This window comes from Kitasatospora sp. NPDC056076, assembly GCF_042266305.1.
Taxonomy (GTDB): domain Bacteria; phylum Actinomycetota; class Actinomycetes; order Streptomycetales; family Streptomycetaceae; genus Kitasatospora.
The window spans coordinates 53,991-78,454 of record NZ_JBHJWG010000002.1 but is presented as its reverse complement, the minus strand read 5'-3'; the positions used below and the strand labels follow the sequence as shown (position 1 = coordinate 78,454).

Sequence of the window (24,464 nt, the reverse complement as noted above, 5' to 3'; positions counted from 1 at the left end):
CCGATCCCGTCCAGGAGCGTGCACCGATGGACTCCGCCCCCACCCCGACGACCGTCCGGGAGATCGCCGACGGGTACGCCTTCACCGGGCCCGCCCTCGACCTCGGCGCGGTGCTGCTGGACGGCACCGCCTACCCCGACGCGCAGGTGCGCGTCCCGCTCGCGGTCCTCAACCGGCACGGACTGGTCGCCGGGGCCACCGGCACCGGGAAGACCAAGACCCTCCAGCTGATCGCCGAACAGCTCTCCGCCCAGGGCGTGCCGGTGTTCCTCGCCGACGTCAAGGGGGACGTCTCCGGCATCGCCGCGCCCGGCACGCCCGGCGAGCGCACCGCCGCCCGCGCCGCCGAGGTCGGACAGGACTGGACGCCGCTGGGCTGCCCGGTCGACTTCCACTCGCTCGGCGGGCAGGGTGCCGGCATCCCGATCCGGGCCACCGTCACCAGCTTCGGCCCGCTGCTGCTGTCCAAGGTGCTGGACCTGAACGAGACCCAGGAGTCCTCGCTCAGCCTGGTGTTCCACTACGCCGACCGCAACGGCCTGGAGCTCTACGACCTCAAGGACCTCACCGCCGTCATCGGCCACCTCACCTCGCCCGAGGGCAAGGAGGAGCTGCGTACCATCGGCGGCCTCTCCGCCGCCACCGCCGGGGTGATCCTGCGGGCGCTGACCGTGCTGGAGAACGAGGGCGCCGGGGCGTTCTTCGGCGAGCCAGAGTTCGACACCGCCGAGCTGCTGCGCACCACCGCGGACGGCAGGGGCGTCGTCTCGGTGCTGGAGCTGCCCGCGGTGCAGGACCGGCCGCGGCTGTTCTCCACCTTCCTGATGTGGCTGCTCGCCGACCTCTACCAGGAGCTGCCCGAGGTCGGCGACCTCGACCGGCCCAAGCTGGTGTTCTTCTTCGACGAGGCGCACCTGCTGTTCAAGGGCGCCTCCAAGGCCTTCCTGGAGGCGATCACCCAGACCGTGCGGCTGATCCGCTCCAAGGGCGTGGGCATCTTCTTCGTGACCCAGACGCCGCGGGACGTCCCCGCCGAGGTGCTCGCCCAGCTGGGCAACCGGGTGCAGCACGCGCTGCGCGCCTTCACCCCGGACGACGCCAAGGCGCTCAAGGCCACCGTCTCCACCTTCCCCCGGTCCACCTACGACCTCGCGACGGTGCTCACCTCGCTGGGCACCGGCGAGGCCGTGGTGACCGTGCTCTCCGAGAAGGGCGCGCCGACGCCGGTCGCGGCGACCAGGCTGCGGGCGCCCCGCTCGCTGATGGGGCCGATCGAGCCGGGGGCGCTCCAGGCGGCCGTGGACGCCTCGCCGTTGACGGCGCGCTACCGGGACGCGATCGACCGGGAGTCCGCGTACGAGAAGCTGGCGGCCCGGGCGCCCCGGCCGGACGCGGCACCGGTCGGGCCGGCGGAGCCCGAACCCGCGCCCGCGCCCGCACCCGCTCCGCGGCGGGAGGAACCCCAGGGGGCGGGCGGGCTGCTGGGCTCGCTGCTCAACAACCCGACGGTGAAGTCCTTCGCGCGCTCGGCCGGGAAGCAGCTCGGGCAGGAGATCTCGCGCAGCCTGTTCGGGACGTCCAAGCGGCGGCGCTGAGTTCGGGCCCCGGGCGCCGGGCGCCGCTACCCGGCGAGGGCCGCGCCGATCCGGTCCAGCGAGGACAGCCGCATCAGGCCGTAGTGGTAGAACTCGACCTCGGGGACGCCGAGTCGGCGCAGTTCGGCGAGCTTGGCGGCGAGGTTCTCCGGGCCGTCGCAGTCCGAGGCCATCGGGCGCAGGATCACCGCCATCCGCTCCGGGCGGACGCCGTGCAGGGCGAACGCGGCGACCTTCTCCCGGACTTCGCGCGCGGTCGCGGCGTAGCCGAGGGTCTCGATCTGGTCGGTGGCCCGGGCGAGGGCGGGCAGGTCGATGCCGGACAGCCAGCCCTTGCCGGGGCCGCCGCCGTCCATGAAGCTCAGCCGCATGCCGTGGCGGCGGGCCTGCTCGGTGAGGTCGGCGGCGAGCGCGGTGACGGTGGCGGCGGAGGCGTCCACGTACGCGGCGAAGGCGCCGTCGGCCAGGGTGCTGAGGTCGGCGGGCGCGGCGGCGGCGTGCTGGTCGGCCAGCCGGCGCCGCAGTTCGGCCCGGACGGCCTCGGCGACCCGGTCGGCCGGGACGCCCGCGCGGGTGGCGGCGGCGCGGCAGTGCGGGCAGAAGCAGACGCCGAGCAGGGCCTCGGCGGTCGGGCCCAGCTCCTCGAAGTAGCGCTCGTGGTGGTAGCCGTGGCGCAGGCCGTGGAAGTGCAGGGACTCGGCGCGGATCGCGTCCACGCCGTAGCGGGCGAGTTCCGCCACCAGGGTCAGCGCGTACTCGCGGACCTCGGGGTGGGCCGGGCAGAGCTCGGTGAGGTGGCGGTCGCCGAAGGCGTTGGCCGGGGCGCAGTCGGGGTGGGCGAAGCCGAGCCGGTCGTTGTGGCAGAAGACCGTCCAGGCGTGCAGTTTCAGGCCGCGGCGGCCCGCCTCGGCGGCGGCCTCGGCGAAGGGGTCGCGGTCGCCGATCGCGGTGGACGGCACGGGCGCCAGTCGGCGGCCCTGCCAGCGGGCCGGGTCGGGGCGGAAGTAGGCGGCGCCCGGCTCCAGGTAGCGGATCACCCGGCGGGGGTTGTGCGGGAAGACGTCACGGGCCTCGTGGTAGACGGAGGCCAGGGTGACGCCGCCGACGCCGGCCCGGTCGGTGAGGTTGCCGAAGAAGGTGTCGGCGCCCTCGTCGAGCAGGTCGGTGGCGAAGGCGAGGACGGACGACTCCACGGTGCGGCTCCGGAGCTGGGGGCAGGTGCGCCGTTCACGCTAGCCGCAGGGGTGACAATGGTCTATACCTGACGGGGCCGATCGGCCGCGGGCGCCCGCTCGGCCGGACGGGCTGGACGGGCTGGACGGGCCGGACGGGCCGGACGGGCCGGACCCTAGAGGCCCAGGTCGTCGAGCTCCTTGAGCAGGGCGGCGTTGGGGCTGCCCGGGGCGGGGGTGGCGGCCGGGGCGGGGGCCGCGGGCACCGGCTTCGACCGGGCCCGGTCGCGGAGCAGGACGGCGGCGGCCAGTCCGCCGATCAGCCCGCCGAGGTGGCCCAGCCAGCTGACGCCGGGGAAGACCGGCAGCACGCCGATCAGGATCGTCCAGTAGACCGCGGCGACGCCGAGGCCGACGACCGCGTCCAGCACGTTGCGGTCCAGGACGCCGCGCAGCACCACGTAGCCGAGGTAGCCGTAGACCATGCCGCTCGCCCCGGCCGTCACGTGGTTCGGGCTCTCCAGCAGCCAGACCAGCAGCCCGCCGGAGACCGTGATCACCAGGCTCGCCAGCAGGAACTTCCGCATGCCCCGGTAGGCGGCCAGGAAGCCGAGCACGAACAGCGGCCAGGAGTTGGAGACGATGTGGTCCCAGCTGAAGTGCAGGAAGGGCATGGTGAACATCTCGGGCAGGTCGTCCACCCGCTCCGAGCGCAGCCCGTACTCCCTGGACAGGTCGTAGTCGTCCAGCCAGTTCACCACCTGGACCGCCCAGATGACGGCCTGGATCCCGAGCATGGTCAACAGCGCGCGGCGGGAATCCGAGAGCAACTGGGCGAGTTTCGAGGCCATGAGGTCGACTGTAGGGGCCGCCGGATCGGTCGTGCACCCCATTACAGTGACCGATGTCATCCCGACCGTGAGAGGTGCACCCAATGAGTGTTCGCCCGCCGCTGCCGTACGAGTTCCTGCCGCAGGTGCCGTCCTTCCCGCTGAGCAGCGAGGACTTCACCGAAGGCGCCACGCTGGACCGGGAGTTCATCCACGCGGGCGGCAACCTCTCGCCGCAGCTGGCCTGGTCGGACCTGCCGGAGGGCACCCGGAGCATCGCCGTCACCTGCTACGACCCGGACGCCCCGACCGGCTCCGGCTGGTGGCACTGGCTCGCCCTGAACCTGCCCGCCGACACCGTCGAACTGCCGCGCGGCGCCGGTTCCTCGGACGACGCCCTGCCCGGCGCGGACTCCTTCCACGGCCGCAACGACTTCCCCTCCCACCAGTACGACGGCGCCGCCCCGCCGCCCGGCGCCCCGCACCGGTACGTGTTCGCGGTGCACGCGCTGGACGTCGAGAAGCTCGACGTCGGCGCCGACACCCCGCCGGCCCAGGTGGGCTTCCACCTCACCTTCCACACTCTGGGCCGGGCGCTGCTGACCGGCGAGTACGGGGTCTGAGCGGCGTGGTGCCCGAACGTCCGGTCGAGGTCTGGCGGCTGCCCGAGGAGGAGCGGCGGGCCGGCCGCCGGGCCGTGACCTGGACGGTCGGGCCGGACGGGGACCTGGCCGTCCTGCTGGTGCCGGAGGAGTACGCGGCGCCGGCCGGGTCGTGGCCGGCCGTCCGGCTGCCCTACGACGGCGAGGTGCTGGTGGCACCCGGGACGGCCGGTGAGCGGCGGGTGCCGCTCACCGGCGTCGCGGTGCCGCCGGACCACCTGGCGCTGCTGCCGGGCGGGCGGGTGCTGCTGGCGGCCGTCCGGGCGGACCGGGACGGCGAGGAGTGGCTGCCGAACGGCTCCGTGTACGGCCCCGACGGGACGCCGGGGGCGGAACTCGTCCTCGGTGACGACACGGGTGTGCTGGTGACCGACCGGGACGGCCGGATCTGGATGGCCTACGGCGACGAGGGCATCTACGGCGACCACCCGACGGCCACCGCGGGACTGCTGGCCGCCGACGCCCGGGGGCGGGTGGTGTGGAGTCCGAGCGGCCTGCCGGCCGACCCGCTGGAGGGCCTGGCCGGTGCGACCGAGGGCCGGTGCGCCTGGCTGGCCTGGTACCCGAGCTCCTCGGGCAGCCACCTCACCCGGATCGACCCGGCCGACGGGACGTCGGGCACGGTGCCCTGCCCCGCCCGGCAGCCGGTCGGCTTCGCGGTCCGGGGGCGCGAGGGCGTCTTCCTCACCGGGGGCGGCGAGTTGACCTGGCAGCTGCTGGTCGGGAAGGCCTGGAAGCAGACCGCGCGGCGCAAGCCGGACCTGCCCGGCGAGCTCGACCGGCAGCGGGCGTACGGGCGGGACGGCGTGCTGTGGTTCCGCCGCGGTGACGGCTGGTACCGGGTGTCGGCCTAGGGTGTGTCCGTCCAGGCCCGGTCGGGCCTGGGCCCGTCGTTCGCGGCATTCGCGGCCCGCGCCGCGACCGTGCGCAGGTGCTCGCGCAGCTCCGGGGGTTCGTGCACCTCGAAGTCGCAGTCCAGCATGAGCAGTCCGGCCGCCATCCACTTCAGCGAGTCCGCGCGGGCGCGCAGCCGGCAGCTGCGGTCGTCGATCGGCTCGATCTCGTAGTCGCCCGTCCAGGGCATCCAGCCGTCGACCTCGGCGGCGGGGCGGTGCACGGTGGCCACCATGGAGCGGGTCGGCGAGCGGCGCAGCCGGTTGGCCACGAACACGGCGGCGTCCTCGGCGGGGAGCGGGCGCGGGGTGAAGCGGGCGCCGGTGGCGAAGGGGTCGGCGATCCGGTCGACCCGGAAGAGCCGCCAGTCGTCCCGGTCCAGGTCGTAGCCGATCAGGTACCAGCGGCGGCCGGTGGAGACCAGGCGTTCGGGTTCGACGTTGCGCCGGGTCTCGGCGCCGTCGCGGGCCCGGTAGCCGAAGCGCAGCCGCTCGTGGTTGGTGACGGCGCCGGCCAGCAGGGTCAGCGCCTCCGGGTCGACGGTCGGGCCGTCCCCGGTGAGCAGCGGCACGGTGGCGGAGTTGAGGGTGCCCACCCGGTGCCGCAGCCGGGCCGGCAGCACCTGGAGCAGCTTGCCGAGGGCCCGTACCGAGGCCTCCTCGATGCCGACCACGGCGTGCCCGGCGGCCGCCCGCAGGCCCACCGCGATGGCCACCGCCTCCTCGTCGTCCAGCAGCAGCGGCGGCATCGCGGTGCCCGCGACCAGCCGGTAGCCGCCGACCGCGCCCATGCTGGCCTGCACCGGGTAGCCGAGCTCGCGCAGCCGGTCGATGTCGCGGCGGATCGTGCGGGGGCTGACGCCGAGCCGCTCGGCGAGTTCGCTGCCGGGCCATTCGCGCGGGGTCTGCAGCAGGGAGAGCAGGTTGAGCAGTCGGGCCGGGGTGTCGGTCATGCCGTCCAGCATGCCGGAGCAAGTGGGACAGCTCCTGACCTACATGGCCGTTACCGTCCTCGATGTGGAGAAGCGGACGAGCGAGGAGAACGGCATGAGTACGGCGGGAGCCGACCGGCGGAGGTGGATCGCGCTGGCGATCGTGATGGTCGCCTCCTTCATGGACCTGGTGGACGTGACCATCGTCAACATCGCCATTCCCAGCATCCAGCAGGACACCGGCGCCTCGTTCAGCGCCATCCAGTGGGTCACCGGCGGCTACGCGCTGGCCTTCGCCATCGGGCTGATCACCGGCGGACGGCTCGGCGACATCCACGGCCGCAAGCGGCTGTTCCTGATCGGGATCACCGGCTTCACGCTGGCCTCCGCGCTGTGCGGTCTGGCCGGCGGCCCGGAGATGCTGGTCGCGATGCGGATCCTCCAGGGCGGGACGGCCGCCCTCATGGTGCCGCAGGTGCTGTCGATCATCCACGCGACCTTCCCGGCGGAGGAGCGCGGCAAGGTCTTCGGGATGTTCGGTGCGGTGGTCGGCCTGGGTGCGGTGTCCGGTCCCATGATCGGTGCGCTGCTCACCGAGTGGAACCTGCTCGGCCTCGAGTGGCGGCCGATCTTCCTGATCAACCTGCCGGTCGGCATCGCCGGGCTGCTCCTCGGCCGCCGCTTCATCGACGAGTCCAAGGCCGAGCACGCGCTCAAGCTCGACCTGGTCGGCGTCGCGCTGGCCAGCCTCGGCCTGCTGATGCTGATCTACCCGCTGACCCACGGCCGGGAGGCCGGCTGGCCGCTCTGGGGCTACCTGTCGATGGCCGGCAGCCTGCCGGTGTTCCTGCTGTTCGTGGCGTACGAGAAGGTCAAGACCCGGCGGGACGGCTCGCCGCTGGTCGAGCTGTCGCTGTTCCGGGTGAAGAGCTTCGCGGCCGGGATCTGCGTGCAGCTGGCCTTCGGCGTCGCGCTGGGCATCTTCTTCCTGGTCTGGACCCTCTACATGCAGGTCGGCCTCGGCTGGAGCCCGCTCAAGGCCGGTGCCACCGGCATCCCCTTCTCGATCGCCGTCTCCACGGCGGCCGGGCTGTCGGTGCAGAAGCTGGTGCCGCGCTTCGGGCGCAAGGTGCTCCAGGCGGGCGCGCTGGTGATGGCGGCGGGCGTGCTCACCTACATCTGGGAGGCCGACCGGTACGGGACGGCCATCTCGGCCTGGCAGATGGCGCTGCCGCTGGTCGTGATGGGCCTCGGGATGGGGCTGATCGTCGCGCCGATCACCGACGCGGTGCTGTCCGAGGTGCCGCGCCGGCACGCCGGCTCGGCCTCCGGCCTGATCAACACCGTGCAGCAGGTCGGCAACGCGCTCGGGCTCGGCCTGGTGTCGGTCGCCTTCTTCGGCGCGATGGACGACGTGGTCGCGCCCGACGCGCTGGGGGCGGCCTTCGGCGGGGCGTTCGTGCACGCGATGTGGTGGGTCACGGGGGTGCTGGTGGCGGTGTTCCTGCTGATGTTCGCGCTGCCGCGCAAGCGGGCGGTGGCGCCGGTCGAGGCCGGCGGGTCGGAGGGGACCGACGCGGAGCGGCCCGGTGGCCCGGCGGAGACCGGCGGCTCGGATGAGGCCGGCGGTTCGGAGGAGACCGCGGTGGAGCGGCCGGTCCTGGTCTGAGCCCCGCTCCTTCCGGCCCAGGGCCCCGGTCGCACTGCGCGACCGGGGCCCTCACCGCACACTGGGAGGGTCATGGACCGTACGGCGGTGGACTCCTCGGTGCTGCGCTCGGTCGGGTACGACCCCCGGGCGCGGGTGCTGGAGCTGGAGTTCACCGGCGGGCGGGTCTACCGGTACGCGGGCGTGCCGCCCCGGGTGCACCGGGAGCTGCTCGCGGCGGAGAGCCACGGGCGGTACTTCGTACGGTCGGTGCGCGGGCGCTACGCCTACGCGGCGGTGCCGGCCGGTCGGTAGGTTCAACGGGCCCCGGTGACGGCCGCGGTGACGGACCGACTGGTGGTGCGGGGCTTCGCGGCGGCCTTGGCCTCCTTCGCGGCGCGCTTCGTCTCCTGCTTGAACTCCCGCACCAGGATGAGGGATTCGGGCCCGGTGATGTCGGCGACCGAGCGGTGCGCGCCCTCCTCGCCGTACGCGCCGGCCGCCTCGCGCCAGCCCTCCGGCCGTACCCCGTACTGCTTGCCGAGCAGGGCCAGGAAGATCTGCGACTTCTGCTTGCCGAAGCCGGGCAGCGCGTTGAGCCGGCTGAGCAGCTCCTTTCCGGTGCGGGCGTCCTTCCACAGCGCGGCGGCGTCGCCGTCGTACTGCGCGACCAGGAACTGGCACAACTGCTGGACCCGTTTGGCCATCGCGGCCGGGTAGCGGTGGACGGCCGGTTTGGCCGACAGCAGGGCGACGAACTCCTCGGGGCCGTAGGTGGCGATCTCGTGGGCGTCGAGATCGTCCCCGCCGAGTCGTCGGGCGATGGTCAGCGGGCCGGTGAACGCCCATTCCATCGGGACCTGTTGGTCCAGCAGCATGCCGACGAGCGCGGCGAGCGCGCTCCGTCCGAGCAGTTCGTCGGCCTCGGGCTGCTGGGCGAGCCGGACGGTGACGTTCATGAGGTGGGGCCTCCTCGGAGTTGACGTCGGTCGGCGCCCAGTCTGGATGACGCGGCGTGGGCGGACACCGTCAACACGCCCGTAGCTGGGGAAGTCTTGGTGTTCAAACCCTTGTCAGGCCTGCTTTGTTCGTTGGCGGAGCGGTTGTCGGGGGCTGCTCGCGGGTGCGACGGAAAAATATTTGTCCGTGGCTGTCACATCGGTCGCGCGGGCCGGGTCAGTGCTGTGTCCGACCGGATCCGAGCACATCGGATCGACCACCCACCGAACGGGGAGCACTCCAATGTCCGTCGCCCACACCGTCGTCACCGTCCTCGGCGCCCTCATGGTCGGCTTCTCGGCGTACTCCGTCTTCGCCGGGGCCGAGTACGTCGTGGGGCCGCTCGCCGAGTACGGCGTCCCGCGCGCCTGGTGGACCTGGCTCGGCGTGGCCAAGGCCGCCGGCGCCCTCGGCCTGCTGGCCGGCCTCGCCGTCCCGGCCGTCGGCTACGCGGCCGCCGTCGGCATCGTCCTCTACTTCCTCGGCGCCGTGGTCACCGTCGCCCGCGCCCGCGCCTACGCCCACATCCCCTTCCCGCTGATCTACCTGGCCCCGGCCGCCGCCTCCCTCGCCCTCGGCCTCGCCGCCTGACCCACCCCCCGCCCCCTGGGCCGGCCCACCGCCCGGCGGCCGGTCCCGGGGGCGTTCGTTCGACTACATGGACATATCGCCAACTCGTTTTGTTCGCATGGCTATTCGAGGCGGAAAGAGGAAACGGGAAACCCGCCGAACCCCGTTTGACCGGCTCGGTCGCATGCCAATATTCAGGCGGAAGCGAGGGGTGACCGCTTCCGGCCCACGACGCGACAGACGCATGGGCGGTTGGATTCAGAGCGGGGGTTGGCATGATCGCGTCCAGAGGGTCGTCCGGTGAGTTCGGTCCTGAACTCCGCCGTCGGCGGATCGCCGCCGGACTCACCCTCACCCGGCTTGCCGAACTCCTCAGCTACAGCAAGGGCCACCTCAGCAAGATCGAACGAGGGCACAAGGCGCCACCGCCCGAGCTCGCGCGGCGCTGCGACGTCCAGCTCCGGGCCGGCGGTGAGCTGGAACGCCTGATCGAACCCGCAGAACCGCGACGACGGCGCGTGAGCGCGGCCATCCTCGGACACGAAGCGGAGAGGGACCCGCTCGTCCGGGTCGACCGTGAGGGCATCCATTGGTCCGGTGCGCTCGGGCGACGGCAGTTGTTCGCCGCCGGAGCCACCACCCTGCTCGGCAGCGGCCTCTCCGCGGGAAGTCCGGCAACGATGGCATCGCCGACCGCTCCTCCGGCCGTCGCCGTGGACTCCAGCCCGGTCGAGGTCTTCCGGGCACAGTTCGGTCAGATGCGGCAACTCGGCCAGAGCAGTGATCCCAACCTGCTCCTGTCGCTGCTCACCGTCCAGACCCACACCCTGCGCGAACTCGCCGTCCGGGCGGACGCGACGTGTCGAGGGCCGTTGCTGGTGCTCGCCGCCCGATACGCGGAATACGCGGGCTGGATGGCCCAGGAAGCCGGCGACGACTCCTCGGCGCTGTGGTGGACCGCCCGGGCCGTCGAGCTCGCGCAGGCCGGAGGCGATCACGACCTGGCCTCGTACGCGCTGGTCAGGCGTGCCCTGGTCACCTTCTACGCGGGTGATGCGGCACAGACCGTACAGCTGGTGAAACCCGCCCAGAGCGGAGAGTTGCCACCGCGGATCCGTGGCCTCGCCGCTCAACGTGAGGCCCAGGGCCACGCCCTCGCCGGGGACCTAAGCGCTTGCCTGCGCAGCCTCGACCGGGCCAGGGAACTGCTGGCCCGGGCCGACGTGGAGCACGACGGCGCGCCCGTCCTGGGCACCACCAGCCTGGCCGACCCCGCGGCCGTCGTCACCGGATGGTGCCTCCACGACCTCGGCCGTCCCCGTGAGGCCGCTGAGGTCCTCGACCGCGAGTACCCGAGGATTCCGGCGGATGCCGTCCGCAGCCGCGCCCGGTACGGCCTCCGTCGCGCGCTCGCCCACGCCGGAGCGGGCGAACCGGAACACGCCTGCGAACTCGCTGCGGAGCTCCTGCCGACTGTCCCCGGACTGCACTCGGCCACCATCCGCTCCGACGTCCAACGGCTCGACCGAGAGCTGCACCGCTTCCGGGCGGTCCGCCCCGTGCAGGACCTCCAGCCGCTGCTCGCCGGGGCGCTGCGGCCCTAGGCAATGCCCCGCAACCGGCCCGACCCCGGCCCGACCCTGGCCGTTGGGCCCAGCCGTATCCGCACCCCCTACCCCTCACTCACCGGAGAGGTGATTCGTCATGCCCGACATCTTCGTCAACTACCGCACCAACGACGAGGACAGCACCGCCACCTTGATCGAGCGCGAGCTCTCCCGGCGTTTCGGCACCGATCGGGTGTTCCGCGCCAGCAAGTCCATCAAGGCCGGGGGTCGCTTCCCCCAGGAACTGCTGACCGCCGTCCGCCGCTGCGCAGTGCTGGTCGCCGTCATCGGCCCGCGCTGGTCGGACGCCCGGACGGCGGACGGGCGGCGCGCGCTCGACGACCCGGAGGACTGGACCCGACGGGAGATCATCGAGGCCTTCGAGACCGGTGCGCTGGTCATTCCGGTCCTCGTCGGTCGGGCGACCCGACTCGGGCGGCGCGACCTTCCGGCAGAGATCGCTGAACTGGCCGACTGCCAGTACCGCCGCTTCGACAACCGCGACGCGGAGTCCGGGTTGCGGAGGATCGGCGATGACCTCGCTGAGGCAATGCCCCGACTCGCCGAGGCGGAAAGGAAGATCGCCATGGACAACGGCGGCGTGCGCGAGACGCACAACGAGATCGACCGGCTGAACGGCAGCGCAGTGCAGGCCCGGGACTACCGGCACGACCAGAGCGGGGGCATCGGCAACGTAGGACGGGACGTCGGGACGTTCATCAACAATGCGAACGGGCCGCTGCACACCGGAAGCGGCACGCAGAACAACACCATCCGGCACGGCGGGGTGGAGTTCCACGGGGAGGGCAGCAACTACGTCGAACGCGGCACCGTGAACAACGACTTCGGCGGTCGTTCCCGCGGTGAGGACCGCCGCCGGTGAGCGATGCGGGGGGTAGGACCCAGATCGGCAGCACGCAGGGGCCGACACACACAGGCAGCGGAGACCAGAACAACTACCACTACCACTACGACTCGGAGCGGTTGATCCGTGATGGTGCAGATCCTCTTCGGGTGGCGGTCGAGCGGAGACGGTGGCTGAGCGAGCGGTTCGTGCCGCCCCCCGGGTACGAGAGGGCGGATGCCGGACTGCGAGCTTGCGGCACGGCGGTCCTGATCTCGGGTGCCGATGGCAACGGGCGTCGCACCGCAGCAGTGGTGCTGCTTCACCGAGCGGGAGCGCCAAGCGATCCGTTCCGTGAGGTTGCGCCGGACGAGAAGCTGAGCGAAGCGGGCTCATTGGCGGAGGGTGAGCGGGTTCTGCTGGACCTCTCCGGAGCGTCCGAGCAGCAACTCGTCGACGCACAGACCCTGGTGCAGTCCTACTGGGACAAGGTCGAGGCATGCCGGGGGCGCCTCGCTGTGGTCCTGTCCAGCGAGCACGAGCACCGCTTGCACCAGGACTTCCGTCAACTGATGGTCAGAGTAGGGCGCCCGGCTGGTGACCAGGTGCTGGCCAGGCACCTGCGCGACGTGCCCCTCCCAGCGAGGCGTCGGCCGGAGCTCGGCAAGCTGCTCGACGGTTCCCCGATGCGGGACCTGCAGCGTCTCTCCGAGCTGGTGATGGAGGCGCGCACGGCAGGCGGTGACTCCGGCGTGTGGTTCGCGAAGGCCATCGCCGCTCTGCGCAACCGTGGGCGAGAGGTGGCCCGGCAGATCGCCGATCTCAAGGACGGGCGCCAGCGTGCGCTTCTGTTCGCAGCAGCGATGTTGGACGGGGCCTCCACGGACGCGGTCTTTCGGTTCGCGGAGCAACTGCTCAGGAAGGTCGGCCATCCTGAGGACGAACGGCCACGCTTCGATCACGTTGACCTGAAACAACGGTTGACCGAGTTGCGGGTGGACGTGGTGGGCGGGCGTGTTCATTTCGCTGCACTGGCGTACGCCGGCGCCGTCCGTACGCATTTCTGGCAGTACTACCCGGACCTGCGCGCGGCTTTCGGGGAGTGGGTGGGGGACGTCGTCGGCACGACGGCTGGGCTGGAGACTCCTGACAGGCGCAGACTGGTCGATCGGTTCACGGAGCAGGCACTGAGTTCCGGCGACGTCCAGGTCCTGACCGGAATGGTGGAGTCGTGGGTGGCGGAGACGCGGTTGCTGCCCGAGGTCATGCGGGTTCTGGAACAGGGGCTCAGAAGTGAGACCAGTGGTTCCGCCTTCCGGAAGAAGACCTACGACTGGTCGGTGACACCGAGATTGCACCCCAGCCTGGTGCAGGCCTTGGCGCTGATCTGCGTCGACGTCATGGCTCCGGAGCGTCCTGACCAGGCACTTGTCCGTCTGCACCAGCTCGCGCGGCGGGAGCCTGACGGGGTGCCGAGGTATGCCAGGACGGCGCTGCTCGAACTGGCAGGCAGGAAAGAACAGTTGTACCTGAGACTGCTGGGCCGTGCGATTGAGGGAATGGAGCGGACGCCTCCGTGGCGGGCTGATTCCGGGATCTTCCAAGCGCTGGTGGAGGCACTGCTGTCGGCGGCCCGCCAGGAGCAGGACGGAGGCGAGCGGCTGATGGGGATCCTCATCGACGCCGCCGAAGGTGGGAATGTCGCGCTCAATCGGCTCTACCTGCATGCTCGCGCTTGGGCCGCCGGGCCGGATGACGTTCCCGGCCGGCTGAGCCGGGCGGAGGTGGCGGTGCGGTTCTGTCGGCGTATCGACGAGGCACAGGGGATCGGACCGCTGGTCGGGGGGAGCAGGCGATGAGGGGCGTGGGCAAGATTCCGACGGTCGGGTTGGCCTTGGCGGCAGGGACAGCGATCGTTCTGCTCGGGGTGTCGGCCCGTTGGCCGGTGTGGTTGTGGGCGGTGCCGGCAGTGGTGGCTCTGGTGCTCGCCGTACTGTTGGCGACGGCACGGGTGCCGAGGGTGGAACCGGCCGAACCGCCCTGGGAGAAGACCCGGGTGACCGGGGTAGCACTGCCCAGTCTGGTACCGGACTACGACTTCCACTTCTCGGCGACGGTCTGGTGGCGACCGGTCCTGAACGCGACCGGCACGGTGCACGCGGATCCGGCGGGCTTGGCGGTCGAGACGGTGTTGTCCCGGGCGCGAAAAGTGACTGAATGTGAGGTGCCGGGGCGCCTGGATCTGCTGCAGCACCGTTTGAACGGGGTGCTCGGCACGACGAGCCGGGACAGATCGGAGCTGGTGGAAGCGATGGGTGGGCGGGTTGAACTCAGGCTTTCGGACGACGACTGGCGCCGTCTGGGAAAGCTGTCCGAGGTGCGAAAGACCGAGGAGGTCTGGGAACACGAGCGGCGGTACGAGCAGAGCCGGAGGGCATACCTGGGTGAGGACGTGTTCAAGTCGGCCGGCAGCGCGGCGATGTGGTGGCTGGCCCGGCATGACGACCGGATCCAGGAGGCCGTCGATCTGATCGGCCCGCTCGCGCAGCTCTCGGCGGCAGCGAACAACCAGGCGGTGAGCGAGCTGTACGAACACCTGGTGCCCGGGGCGTTCCCGGAGGGAGAGGGGCCGGACGGGCCTGATGCGGAGCCGCCGGTGGTCGGTCCGCTCGGCCGGATGATGCGAGACATGAGGATGCAGAGCTCCTCCCCCGAGGGGCAGGTCTATGTCCACCGGGTGGCCGATGCGACGGATGTCGCCGGTCGGCCAGCCGACGCCGGACTGATCCGGGAGAGCTTCATCGAGGACCAGGAGCCTCCGGCCGGCCCGGGCGTCCGTTTCACGAAGTTCAACGGCTCCGTGAACGGGTTCGCGACGAATGGTACTTCGCCGGAACCCGAGGAGTAGGAACCATGGCTCATCTCGTATGACTGTTTCGGTTGTGGCGGTGCCGGGAGGTGACGGGGGGTCATTCTTGATCCCCAACGACGTGTCGAGAAAGGCCCGCCGCCGTGAGCCAGCCGTTCGAACTGCCGTCCTTCTACGTGCCGCACCCGGCGCGCCTCAATCCCCATCTGGAGGAGGCACGGGCCCATTCCTCGGTCTGGGCCCGGGAGATGGGGATGCTGGAGGGGTCGGGGATCTGGGACCAGGCCGACCTGGACGCCCACGACTACGGGTTGCTCTGCGCGTACACCCACCCCGACGCCTCCGCCGAGGCACTGTCGCTGGTGACCGACTGGTACGTGTGGGTGTTCTTCTTCGACGACCACTTCCTCGACATGTACAAGCGCACCAACGACCGCCGGGCCGGCAAGGCGCACCTCGACCGGCTGCCGCTGTTCATGCCCGCCGATCCGGCCGCGCCGGTGCCCGAGCCGGAGAACCCGGTCGAGGCCGGGCTGGCCGACCTGTGGCGGCGCACCGTGCCGGTGATGGGCGAGGACTGGCGGGTCCGGTTCGCGGAGAGCACCCGCAACCTGCTGAACGAGTCGCTGTGGGAGCTCGCCAACATCGACGCGGGCCGGATCGCCAATCCCGTCGAGTACATCGAGATGCGCCGCAAGGTCGGCGGCGCGCCGTGGTCCGCGCAGCTGGTGGAGTACGCGGCCGGGGCCGAGGTGCCCGCGGAGGTGTCGGGCTCGCGGGCGCTGCGGGTGCTGATGGACGCCTTCTCCGACGCCGTGCACCTGCGCAACGACATCTTCTCCTACCAGCGCGAGGTCGAGGACGAGGGTGAACTGAGCAACGGGATCCTGGTGTTGGAGCGCTTCCTGGAGTGCTCGACCCAGGACGCCGCCGAGGCGGTGAACGACCTGCTCACCTCGCGGCTGCAGCAGTTCGAGAACACCGTGTTCACCGAACTGCCGGTGCTGTTCGAGGAGACCGGGCTGGACCCGGCGGGCCGGGCCCGGGTGCTGGCGTACGTCAAGGGGTTGCAGGACTGGCAGTCCGGCGGGCACGAGTGGCACATGCGGTCGAGCCGGTACATGAACGGCGGTGGTGCCGCGGCGACTTCGGCCGGTGGGGCGGGTTCGGCCGGCGGGGTGGCGCCGGGCAGCGGGGGCGGGCTGCCGGGGTTGCCGGGGTTGCCGGGGCTGCCCGGGGCCGGCAACTGGTGGGACCAGTACGCGATCGGCGGGATCGGGACCTCGGCCCTGGACATCCTGCGGAAGGGTGCGGCCGGCGGCGGTGCACCGGCGGGCGGTGGGTTGCCGTCCGGCACCGGGCCGACGGCGGCACCGGCCGTGCGGCGGGCGCGGTCGTACGCGCACCGGCCGTACCGGGCCGTCGGGCCGTCCCGACTGCCGGAGTTCGAGCTGCCGTTCGGCCTCACCCTGAGCCCGCACCTGGACGGTGCGCGGGAGCGGGTGATCGAGTGGGCCGAGCGGGTCGGGCTGCTGGACGCGGCCGTCCCCGGCGTCCCCGGCTCGGGCATCTGGGATGCTGCGTCGATGCGCGACTACGACCTCGCGCTCTGCGCGGCCGGCCTCCAGCCGGACGCCACCGTCGACGAACTCGACGTCGCCTCGGCCTGGTTGGCCTGGGGCACCTGGGCCGACGACTACTACCCGGTGGTCTACGGCCGCACCCGCGACCTGGCCGGGGCGAAGGCCGCCACCGCCCGGCTGCCGCTGTTCATGCCGGTGGACGGCACCCCCGCGCCCGAGCCCGCCAACGTGCTGGAGCGCTCCCTCGCCGACATCTGGGAGCGCACCGCCGCCCCGATGACCGTCGAGGCCCGGGGCCGGCTGCGGGATTCCGTCGAGGTGATGACGGCGAGCTGGATCTGGGAGCTCGCCAACCAGATCCAGAACCGGATCCCGGACCCGGTGGACTACCTGGAGATGCGCCGCACCACCTTCGGCTCCGAGCTCACCACCCTGCTCGCCCGGCTCGGCCACGGCCGGACCGTGCCGGAGGAGGTCTACCGGCACGGCTCGATGCGGGCGCTGGAGAACTCCGCGATGGACTACGGCGCCATGGTCAACGACCTGTTCTCGTACCAGAAGGAGATCGAGTACGAGGGCGAGCTGCACAACATCGTGCTGGTGGTGCAGAACTTCTTCGACTGCGACTACCCCTCGGCGGTCCGGATCGTCGACGACCTGATGCACTCGCGGCTGGAGCAGTTCCAGCACGTCGCGCAGAAGGAACTCCCGGTGATGTACGAGGACTTCGGGCTGTCGGCGAAGGCCCGGGGGCTGCTCGACGGGTACGTGCGGGAGCTGGAGAACTGGCTGGCCGGCGTGCTGAACTGGCACCGGGAGTGCCGCCGGTACCGGACCGAGGACCTGGAGCGGCACTTCGGCGCGGAGCGGGACCTCGCGGGCGCGGTCCGGGACCGGGCGGGGACTGCTCCGGCGGGCGCGAACCCGGCGGGCGCTCCGGCGGCCTCGACCCCGGCAGCGGCGCAGGTGCCCCGGCCCGGCGTGGGTGCGGCCGCGGGGCCGCTCGGCCCGACCGGTCTGGGCACCGCCTCGCTGCGCCCCCCGTTCGGCGCGGCGGCCCCGGCGAACTGACCTGACCCTCCCGGACGGAGCCCTCCTGGACGGAGGCGCACCTGGACGGAGGCGCACCCGCGCGGCCAGCCCGCGCGGGTGCGCCGCGTCGTGGCTAGGCTGGCGAGTCGGGGGCCGTGCGCGCCTTCCGGCGCGCGCCCGCACCGTCGTACACGAGGGCTGAGAGATGGCAGTGCTACCTGAGGGCACACCCTGCTGGGCCGACGCGATGTTCACCGACCTGGAAGGCGCCAAGGCCTTCTACGGGGACGTCCTCGGCTGGACCTTCGGCGAGAGCTCGTCGGAGTACGGCAACTACACCCAGGCCTATTCGGACGGCAAGGCGGTGGCCGCGATCGTGCCGCCGATGCCCGGCCAGCAGGCGCAGTCCGCCTGGTGCCTGTACCTCGCCTCGCCGGACGCCGCCGCCACCGCCGAGCGGATCCGCACCAACGGCGGCGAGGTGGTGATGGGGCCGATGCAGGTCGGCGACTTCGGCACCATGGTGATCGCCAAGGACCCGGGCGGGGTCGTGTTCGGGGTCTGGCAGGGCGGCACCCACGAGGGCTTCGAGAAGCAGGACGCGCCCGGTGCGTACGCCTGGGCCGAGCTCGTCACCCGCGAGCCCGGGAAGGCCGACGCCTTCTTCCCGGCCGTCTTCCCGTACGGCGTGCGGAAGATGGACTCCGAGCAGTTCGACTACCGGATGTTCCTGGTCGGCGGCCGGCCGGTGCTGGGCCGGATGGGCGCGGAGGGCGACTTCCTGCCGCCCGAGGCGCCCTCGTACGTGAGCGTCTACTTCGCCGTGGACGACACCGACGCCGCGATCGGACGGCTGACGGCGCGCGGCGGCAAGGTGTACTTCGGGCCGATGGACAGCCCGTTCGGGCGGTTCGCGGCGGTCGGCGACCAGCAGGGTGCGGCCTTCGGGCTGATCGACCTGGGCCGCACGGTGGGGGACCAACCGCCGACGGTGGACGTCTGATGGGCGAGCGCGAGGACCTCGTCGAGACCCTGGACAAGCACCGCGGCCTGCTGCGACGCACCGTCCGGGACCTCACCGACGAGGAGGCGGCGCGGCGCACCACCGCCAGTGAGCTGTGCCTGGGCGGTTTGATCAAGCACGTGGCGGCGGTGGAGGCGCGCTGGGCGCGGTTCATCACCGGGGGAGCGGAGGCGATGCGCGGCGGGGACGGCGGCTCCGGTGGGCACGGCGGCTCCGGTGCCGGCGGCGTCGACGAGTGGGCGGCGCAGTTCCGGATGGCCGAGGGCGAGACCCTGGCCGGGCTGCTCGCCGGGTACGAGGCGGTGGCGCGCGGCACGGACGAGCTGGTCCGGAGCCTGCCCGACCTCGACCACGGCCACCCGCTGCCGTCGGCGCCCTGGTTCGAGCCGGGGGCGAGCTGGTCGGCCCGGCGGGTGCTGCTGCACCTGATCGCGGAGACCGCGCAGCACGCCGGGCACGCGGACATCATCCGGGAGGCGCTGGACGGGGCGAAGTCGATGGGCTGAGCGGGTGGTCCCTGACACCTCGGCTCACACCTCGGCTCACACCTCGGCTCACACCTCGACGCCGAGCAGCTCGCGCAGCGCCCGGCCGCCGTCCGGGGTGACCCGCAGGGCCCGGCCGGAGCCGATCCGCTCGACCCAGGCGCGGTCCAGCGCGGTGCGGCAGAGCGCCGCGCCGAGCGCGCCGCCCAGGTGGCTGCGGCGCTCCGTCCAGTCCAGGCAGCTGCGCACCACCGGGCGCCCGCCCGGGCGGCCGGCCCGGGCCGGTAGGTCGATCCGTTGGGCGGCCAGCCAGGCGTGGCCGCGCTCGGTGACGGCGAGCCCGGCGCGGTCGCTGACCAGGCCGCGGTCGATCAGGGCCTCGGCGACGGCCACGCCGAGGCGCCCGGCCAGGTGGTCGTAGCAGGTGCGGGCGCGGGCCTCGGCGCTCTGCCGGGTGGCCTCGCGCAGGGTGCGGGGCGCCGGTCCGGCCCGGCGGGCGGGCCCGCGGGGACTCCCGTCGGCCGTACCCCCGGCGGGCTCCGGGCCGGTCTCGGCGAAGACGGTGAGGTCCTCGATCAGGGTCGCGACGGCGGGCGAGGCCAACCGGACGTACCGGTGCCGCCCCTGGCGTTCCTCGCTCAGCAGGCCGCCCGCGATCAGCCGGGACAGGTGCTCGCTGGCCGTGGACGGCGCGACCCCGGCCGCCCGGGCCAGCTCGCCCGCCGTCCAGGCGCGGCCGTCCAGCAGGGTGGAGCAGAAGGCGGCGCGGGTGGGGTCGGCGAGCAGCGCGGCGAGGGCGGCGAGCGGGGAGCCGCGGTGGTCCACCGGCGTGCGTTCGTGGTCGGGCATGCCTCCATGGTCGGCCCGGCACGGTTCGGCCGGGGCCGAAACGACTCGGGGCCACGATGACGGCATGAACGAAGTGATCTTCGCCCGCTACGAGGACGTGACCGCGGCCCTGGCCGACCCGGCGCTGGTCCCGCCGCCCGCGACGCCCGGCCGGTACGGCACGGTGGCCTGGCTGCGGTCCACCGTCGCCCGGTTCAGCGCGGGCGAGCCGCACGCCCGCCGCCGGGCGCTCGTCCTCGCCGACCTGGCCCGGCTGGACCCGGGCCGGCTGCGGATCCTGGCCGCGGGCGGCTACGAACCGGACGTACGGCTGCGGGTGGTGCGGGTGCTGGCGACGGCGCTGGGGCTGGCCGGGCCGGAGGCCGTCGCGCGGGACGTGAAGGCGGTCGCCCGGGCGTACTTCGACCCGGCGCCGGACGGCTCGGCGCCATCTGGCTCGGTGGCGGAGGCGGACGCGGCGGTGGCCCGGCTGCTGCCCGCGATGGGCGACGCCGACGCGGAGACGGCGGCGAACCGGATCGGCCTGCTGGTGCAGGCCTGCGAGGCCACCGCGGCCCTGGTCGAGCACGCCCGGCACGGCGGCGGGGTACCGGACCTGGCGGCGGTGCTGCGGGAGGACCCGCCGGTCCGGGCGATGCGCCGGTTCGCCGCCCGGGCGACCGTGGTCGGCGGGGTCGCCGTGCCGGCCGGCGCGCGGGTGCTGCTCGACCTGGACGCCGCCCGGGAGCCCGGGCGGGAACCGCTGGCCTTCGGTGCCGAGCCCCGGCTCTGCCCGGGCCGCGCGCACGCCCTGGTGATCGCCGAGGGCATCCTGTTCGGCGCCTCCGACCCGGCGGACGGCTCGGGCCCGCCGGCCGGGGAGCAGCCCGGCCCGGCCGAACCGGCCGAGCTGATCCCGGCGGCGGTCCGGCACGTGCTCGCCCTGGCGGACACCTGGACGGCCTGGGACGGCCGACCGGTGGTCAACGCCGACGGCCGGACGTACACCCCGCACAAGGTGGTGCGCCGGGTCGCCGACCACCTGCTCGACCACTTGGCCGAGGTGGAGGCCCGGCTGGCCGGCGAACCGACGGCGCCCGACCACTGGCACGCCTCCCTGGTCACCACCCCGGCCGACCTGGCGCCGTTCACCGTCGCCGACCTGGACGAGGCCCGCAGCCGGCTCACCCGGCTCGGCGCGATCTGGGCCCACCGGGTCGCCGCGCTGCCGGAGCGGCAGCTCGACGACTCGCCGGGGACGGGCTGGAGCATCCGGCAGATCGTCCGTCACCTCGCCGAGGCCGCCGCCTACTACGCGGACTCGCTGGGCCCCGTCGGCCCGGTCGGAGCCGCTCCGGCCGCACCCGCCACCACGACCGAGGAGCAGACCCGATGACCACCCTCGCACCGCCGATCGCCCCCGCACCGCCGACCGCCTTCGCGGCCCTGCACCACCGCCCCGGCCGCCCGCTGCTGCTCCCGAACGCCTGGGACCACGCCTCGGCCGCCGCCCTGGCCGCCGCCGGCCACCCCGCGATCGGCACCACCAGCCTGGGCGTGGCGGCCGCCGCCGGACTGCCCGACGGCGCCGCCGCCACCCGTGCGGAGACCGTCCGACTGGCCCGCCGGCTGGGCCGCGACGACTACCTGCTGAGCGTCGACGTGGAATCCGGATTCAGTGACGACCCGGTCGAAGTGGCCGCGCTGGCCGTGGAGTTGGCGGGCTTCGGGGCGGTCGGCATCAACCTGGAGGACGGCCGGCCGGACGGCACCCTGGCGCCGGTCGAGCTCCACGCGGCCAAGGTCGCCGCGGTGAAGGCCGCCGTGCCGGAGCTGTTCGTGAACGCCCGCACCGACACCTACTGGTGCGGGCACGACGAGCCGGAGCCGGAGACCGTACGACGGCTGGACGCGTACCGACGGGCGGGCGCGGACGGCGTGTTCGTGCCCGGGCTGAGCGAGCCGGCGGCGATCGCCGAGCTGGTCGGAGGGCTGTCCGTCCCGCTCAACGTCCTCTGGATGCCGACCGGTCCGAGCCTCGCCGAGCTGGCCGGGCTCGGGGTGGCCCGGGTCAGCACGGGCGGGCTGCTGTACCGCGCGGCGCTGGCGGCGGCGGTGGCGACGGCCGCCGCGGTGGCCTCGGGCGGGCCGGTCGGTCCGCTGCCCGGCTACGCCGAGGTCCAGGCGCTGAGCGGGAGTTGACGACCTGCCGACGGGGCGCGGCGGTCCGGGCTCAGGCCCTGGACCGCCGCGCCTCGACGCCGTCCAGGAGAATGTTGAGGCCGCGCAGGAAGCTGCTGTCCCGGCCCGCGTCGATCTCGTCCGGTACCTGGGTGGTGTACAGCCGGTGCAGTCGCGGGTGCGAGCGGGTGGCCTCGACGACGGCGGGCAGCAGCCGGTCCATGAACTCCTGCTCGCCCTGTCCGCTCCTGGTCAGCGCGCTCAGCCAGGCGGCCTCCACGGTGGCGGTGCCGATGGTGTAGCCCATGACGACGCCCATCACGTCGTTGGCCTCGCCGAGTTCGAAGCCGGCCGTCTCCATCAGGCCCAGCAGCGCCTCGGAGAGCCGCATCCAGTTGGGGCCGAGGTAGACCATCCCGACGTCGCCGATCATCGAGACCATCCACGGGTGGCGGACCACGGCCGCGCGCAGGCCCTCGGTGCACTCGACGATGGCGGCGCGCCAGACCGCCGGGTCCTCGGCGCCGGTGGCCCGGGGCAGCGGGAGTTCGCCGAAGACCTGGTCGACGACCAGGGCGAGCAGTTCTTCCTTGTTGGCGACGTGGGTGTAGAGGGAGGTCGCGCCGGCGTTGAGCCGGGCGCCGAGCTTGCGCATGCTCAGCGCCTCGATGCCGTCGGAGTCCAGCAGGGCGAAGGCCTCGGCGACGATCTGCTCGCGGCTGAGGGCCGGCTGGGTGCGCCGCTTCTGCGGGCGGTTCCACGGCGAGGCGAGGCCGGGCTGCGCTTCGGTCCGGTGCTCCGGCGCGGTGTCCTCCGACTTGGCCGTCATCTGGCCCTCCATTCCACGTGCCCCCTGGTCGGGTGCGGTCCGTCCAGCATAGGCCCCGGCGCCGAACACCGTACGGTCTTGCGAACACTGTGCGGCGGGCGCACACCGTACGGCCTTGCGCACAGTGTTCGGCCTCCGTACAGTGTTCGGCGTAGCGCACACCGTTCGGTCGGGGACGGCGGACGGTGTGCGCCACGGGGACTTCCGCGCGGCTGCCGCCGACGCGAGGACGTGCGCAGGGCTGCGGCCGACGCGCCGAACCGAAGGGGGAACGCGGTGGATCGTCACCCGCGTCGCTGGCTCATCCTGGTCGTGCTCTGCCTCAGCAGCCTGGTGCTGGTGATCGACAACATGGTGCTCACGGTGTCCATCCCGCCGATCGCGGAGGACCTCGGGGCCGGGGCGCAGGACATCCAGTGGATCATCGATTCGTACATCCTGGTCTTCGCCGGCCTGCTGCTGACCTCGGGCAGCCTGTCCGACCGGTTCGGGCGACGAAAAGTGATGATCATCGGACTGGTGCTGTTCGGCGCCGCCTCCCTGGTCGCGTCCGTCGCCTCCAGCCCCGGTGAACTGATCGCCGGCCGGGTGCTGATGGGCGTCGGCGGGGCCCTCGTGATGCCGAGCACGCTCTCCATCCTGATCACCGTCTTCGACGACGCGGAGCGGCCCAAGGCGATCGCCGCCTGGACCGCGGTGGCCATGGTCGGCCTGGTCGGCGGCCCGGTGCTGGGCGGCGTGCTGATCGCCCACTTCTGGTGGGGCGCGGTGTTCCTGCTCAACGTGCCGGTGGCGGCGGTGGCCGTCGTCGCGGCGATCGTCCTGATGCCCGAGTCCAAGGGCCCCTGGCGCAGGACCGACCTCCCCGGCATGGTGCTCTCGATGGTCGGCATGACCGCGCTGGTCTGGTCGATCATCGTCCTCCCGAAGGACGGCTTCGCCCACGTCAACACCCTCGGCCCGCTGGCCGTCGCGATCGCCGCACTGGTCGGCTTCGGCATCCGCCAGGTCCGCACCGATTCGCCGATGGTCCCGCTCAAGCTGTTCCGCAACCGGGTCTTCACCGGCGCCAGCTTCTCCCTCGTCCTGCTCACCTTCGCCACCGGCGGCCTGATGCTGGTGCTCACCCAGTACCTGCAGTTCGTGCTGGAGTTCTCGCCCACCGACACCGGTCTGGCCTTCATCCCGCTGGCCGTCGCCTCGCTCGCCTTCAACGTGATCGGCGCCGCGATCGGCAAGAAGGTCCCCGCGCGGGTGGTGACCTCGATCGGCATGGTGGTCATCGCGGGCGGCTTCGGCCTGCTGGCCACCCTCTCGGTCGGCGACGGCTTCCCCAAGGTCGCCCTCGCCATGCTGGTCCTCGGCGTCGGCTCCGGCCTCGGCATGCCGGCCGCCGCCAACGCGCTGATGGGGGCCATCCCCGGCGAGCACGCCGGCGTCGGCTCCGCGCTCAACGACACCATCCAGCAGTCCGGAGCCGCCCTGGGCGTGGCCGTCCTCGGCACCGTGCTCTCCAGCACCTACACCGGCGCCATGCCCGCCGACGCCCCCGCCGCGGCCCGGCACGGCATCACCGACGCCCTCGCCCTCTCCGCCGGCAGCGGCGACGGCGCCCTGGCCCGGGTCGCCCGGGAGGCCTTCAACACCGCCACCTCCACCACCTTCACGGTCGGCGGGATCGCGGCCCTGGTCGCGGCGGCACTCACCCTGGTGCTGATGCGGGGCGGGCCGGCGGGCGGGGCGGGGCCGGCGGCTGCGGAGGGCACCGAGGGGCCGGAGGGCGTTGAGGCTTCGGAAGGTGCCGGGGCCGCGGTGGCCGCCGCCGAGGTGGCGGCCTGACCGTACGCCCTGGGGCCGTAGGCACCCCGAAGGCACCCCGAA

22 protein-coding genes are annotated in these 24,464 nt (G+C 73.0%); 16 read left to right on the top strand and 6 right to left on the bottom strand.

Annotation, left to right across the window (positions count from 1 at the left end):
* The first annotated feature begins 26 nt into the window (after positions 1 to 26).
* The gene (locus tag ACFC1T_RS02515) at positions 27 to 1,595 is read left to right on the top strand and encodes a helicase HerA-like domain-containing protein (protein WP_375882583.1); all 1,569 of its coding nucleotides are present in this window, start codon (positions 27 to 29) and stop codon (positions 1,593 to 1,595) included.
* Positions 1,596 to 1,621: 26 nt separating this feature from the next.
* Here ACFC1T_RS02515 and ACFC1T_RS02510 read toward each other — a convergent pair whose 3' ends face one another.
* Entirely contained in the window at positions 1,622 to 2,788 is a 1,167-nt protein-coding gene (locus ACFC1T_RS02510; RefSeq protein ID WP_375882581.1) for a hypothetical protein, read from the bottom strand.
* A gap of 155 nt (positions 2,789 to 2,943) precedes the next feature.
* A complete protein-coding gene (locus ACFC1T_RS02505; RefSeq protein WP_375882579.1) occupies positions 2,944 to 3,618 on the bottom strand; it encodes a rhomboid family intramembrane serine protease in 675 nt (224 codons plus the stop codon).
* Between the two features lie 83 nt (positions 3,619 to 3,701).
* On the opposite strand from ACFC1T_RS02505, the gene ACFC1T_RS02500 reads away from it, so the two are divergent.
* Both ACFC1T_RS02500 and ACFC1T_RS02495 read left to right on the top strand, forming a co-directional pair.
* On the top strand, positions 3,702 to 4,220 hold the full coding sequence (locus ACFC1T_RS02500) for a YbhB/YbcL family Raf kinase inhibitor-like protein (protein ID WP_375882577.1): 519 nt from the start codon (positions 3,702 to 3,704) through the stop codon (positions 4,218 to 4,220).
* An 8-nt stretch (positions 4,221 to 4,228) separates the two neighbouring features.
* Positions 4,229 to 5,113 carry a hypothetical protein gene (locus ACFC1T_RS02495; RefSeq protein WP_375882576.1) on the top strand — a complete coding sequence of 295 codons (885 nt, stop codon included), beginning with the start codon at positions 4,229 to 4,231 and terminating at the stop codon, positions 5,111 to 5,113.
* Here ACFC1T_RS02495 and ACFC1T_RS02490 read toward each other — a convergent pair.
* A complete protein-coding gene (locus ACFC1T_RS02490; RefSeq protein ID WP_375882574.1) occupies positions 5,110 to 6,105 on the bottom strand; it encodes a helix-turn-helix transcriptional regulator in 996 nt (331 codons plus the stop codon). The two genes, ACFC1T_RS02495 and ACFC1T_RS02490, sit on opposite strands and share 4 nt — an antisense overlap.
* 94 nt (positions 6,106 to 6,199) lie before the next feature.
* Here ACFC1T_RS02490 and ACFC1T_RS02485 point away from each other — a divergent pair, with 94 nt between their 5' ends.
* On the top strand, positions 6,200 to 7,753 hold the full coding sequence (locus tag ACFC1T_RS02485) for an MFS transporter (protein ID WP_375882572.1): 1,554 nt from the start codon (positions 6,200 to 6,202) through the stop codon (positions 7,751 to 7,753).
* 72 nt (positions 7,754 to 7,825) lie between these two features.
* Positions 7,826 to 8,047: a KTSC domain-containing protein gene (locus tag ACFC1T_RS02480; RefSeq protein WP_375882570.1), complete on the top strand. Its 222-nt coding sequence runs from the start codon at positions 7,826 to 7,828 to the stop codon at positions 8,045 to 8,047.
* Between the two features lie 2 nt (positions 8,048 to 8,049).
* On the opposite strand, the gene ACFC1T_RS02475 is transcribed toward ACFC1T_RS02480, so the two are convergent.
* The gene (locus tag ACFC1T_RS02475) at positions 8,050 to 8,691 is read right to left on the bottom strand and encodes an HhH-GPD-type base excision DNA repair protein (RefSeq protein WP_375882569.1); all 642 of its coding nucleotides are present in this window, start codon (positions 8,689 to 8,691) and stop codon (positions 8,050 to 8,052) included.
* 283 nt (positions 8,692 to 8,974) lie between these two features.
* On the opposite strand from ACFC1T_RS02475, the gene ACFC1T_RS02470 reads away from it, so the two are divergent.
* The 8 genes from ACFC1T_RS02470 (at position 8,975) to ACFC1T_RS02435 (ending at position 18,766) form a co-directional block, all read left to right on the top strand.
* Positions 8,975 to 9,322: a DoxX family protein gene (locus ACFC1T_RS02470; RefSeq protein ID WP_375882567.1), complete on the top strand. Its 348-nt coding sequence runs from the start codon at positions 8,975 to 8,977 to the stop codon at positions 9,320 to 9,322.
* Between the two features lie 254 nt (positions 9,323 to 9,576).
* Positions 9,577 to 10,905, top strand: coding sequence for a helix-turn-helix domain-containing protein (locus ACFC1T_RS02465; protein WP_375882565.1), 1,329 nt, complete (start codon positions 9,577 to 9,579; stop codon positions 10,903 to 10,905).
* Between the two features lie 100 nt (positions 10,906 to 11,005).
* Complete coding sequence (locus ACFC1T_RS02460; RefSeq protein ID WP_375882563.1) at positions 11,006 to 11,791, top strand: toll/interleukin-1 receptor domain-containing protein; 786 nt, start codon at positions 11,006 to 11,008, stop codon at positions 11,789 to 11,791.
* Entirely contained in the window at positions 11,788 to 13,611 is a 1,824-nt protein-coding gene (locus ACFC1T_RS02455; protein ID WP_375882560.1) for a hypothetical protein, read from the top strand. Before ACFC1T_RS02460 ends, ACFC1T_RS02455 begins: the two co-directional genes overlap by 4 nt.
* Positions 13,612 to 13,616: 5 nt before the next feature.
* The gene (locus ACFC1T_RS02450; RefSeq protein ID WP_375882558.1) at positions 13,617 to 14,660 is read left to right on the top strand and encodes a hypothetical protein; all 1,044 of its coding nucleotides are present in this window, start codon (positions 13,617 to 13,619) and stop codon (positions 14,658 to 14,660) included.
* A gap of 104 nt (positions 14,661 to 14,764) precedes the next feature.
* On the top strand, positions 14,765 to 17,275 hold the full coding sequence (locus ACFC1T_RS02445; protein ID WP_375882556.1) for a germacradienol/geosmin synthase: 2,511 nt from the start codon (positions 14,765 to 14,767) through the stop codon (positions 17,273 to 17,275).
* Between the two features lie 166 nt (positions 17,276 to 17,441).
* Entirely contained in the window at positions 17,442 to 18,239 is a 798-nt protein-coding gene (locus ACFC1T_RS02440; RefSeq protein ID WP_375882555.1) for a VOC family protein, read from the top strand.
* The gene (locus ACFC1T_RS02435; protein WP_375882553.1) at positions 18,239 to 18,766 is read left to right on the top strand and encodes a DinB family protein; all 528 of its coding nucleotides are present in this window, start codon (positions 18,239 to 18,241) and stop codon (positions 18,764 to 18,766) included. The genes ACFC1T_RS02440 and ACFC1T_RS02435 overlap by 1 nt, the downstream gene beginning before the upstream one ends.
* 48 nt (positions 18,767 to 18,814) lie before the next feature.
* On the opposite strand, the gene ACFC1T_RS02430 is transcribed toward ACFC1T_RS02435, so the two are convergent.
* Positions 18,815 to 19,594, bottom strand: a complete 780-nt coding sequence (locus ACFC1T_RS02430) for an ArsR/SmtB family transcription factor (protein WP_375882551.1) — start codon at positions 19,592 to 19,594, stop codon at positions 18,815 to 18,817.
* A gap of 64 nt (positions 19,595 to 19,658) precedes the next feature.
* Here ACFC1T_RS02430 and ACFC1T_RS02425 point away from each other — a divergent pair, with 64 nt between their 5' ends.
* The gene (locus ACFC1T_RS02425; RefSeq protein WP_375882549.1) at positions 19,659 to 20,969 is read left to right on the top strand and encodes a hypothetical protein; all 1,311 of its coding nucleotides are present in this window, start codon (positions 19,659 to 19,661) and stop codon (positions 20,967 to 20,969) included.
* Positions 20,966 to 21,775, top strand: a complete 810-nt coding sequence (locus ACFC1T_RS02420) for an isocitrate lyase/phosphoenolpyruvate mutase family protein (RefSeq protein ID WP_375882546.1) — start codon at positions 20,966 to 20,968, stop codon at positions 21,773 to 21,775. Before ACFC1T_RS02425 ends, ACFC1T_RS02420 begins: the two co-directional genes overlap by 4 nt.
* 31 nt (positions 21,776 to 21,806) lie before the next feature.
* Here the strand turns inward: ACFC1T_RS02420 and ACFC1T_RS02415 are convergent, their stop codons facing one another.
* Positions 21,807 to 22,583, bottom strand: a complete 777-nt coding sequence (locus tag ACFC1T_RS02415; protein WP_375882543.1) for a TetR/AcrR family transcriptional regulator — start codon at positions 22,581 to 22,583, stop codon at positions 21,807 to 21,809.
* 276 nt (positions 22,584 to 22,859) lie between these two features.
* Between ACFC1T_RS02415 and ACFC1T_RS02410 the strand changes: the two genes are divergently transcribed.
* Positions 22,860 to 24,422, top strand: a complete 1,563-nt coding sequence (locus ACFC1T_RS02410) for an MFS transporter (protein ID WP_375882541.1) — start codon at positions 22,860 to 22,862, stop codon at positions 24,420 to 24,422.
* The last annotated feature ends 42 nt before the right edge of the window (positions 24,423 to 24,464 follow it).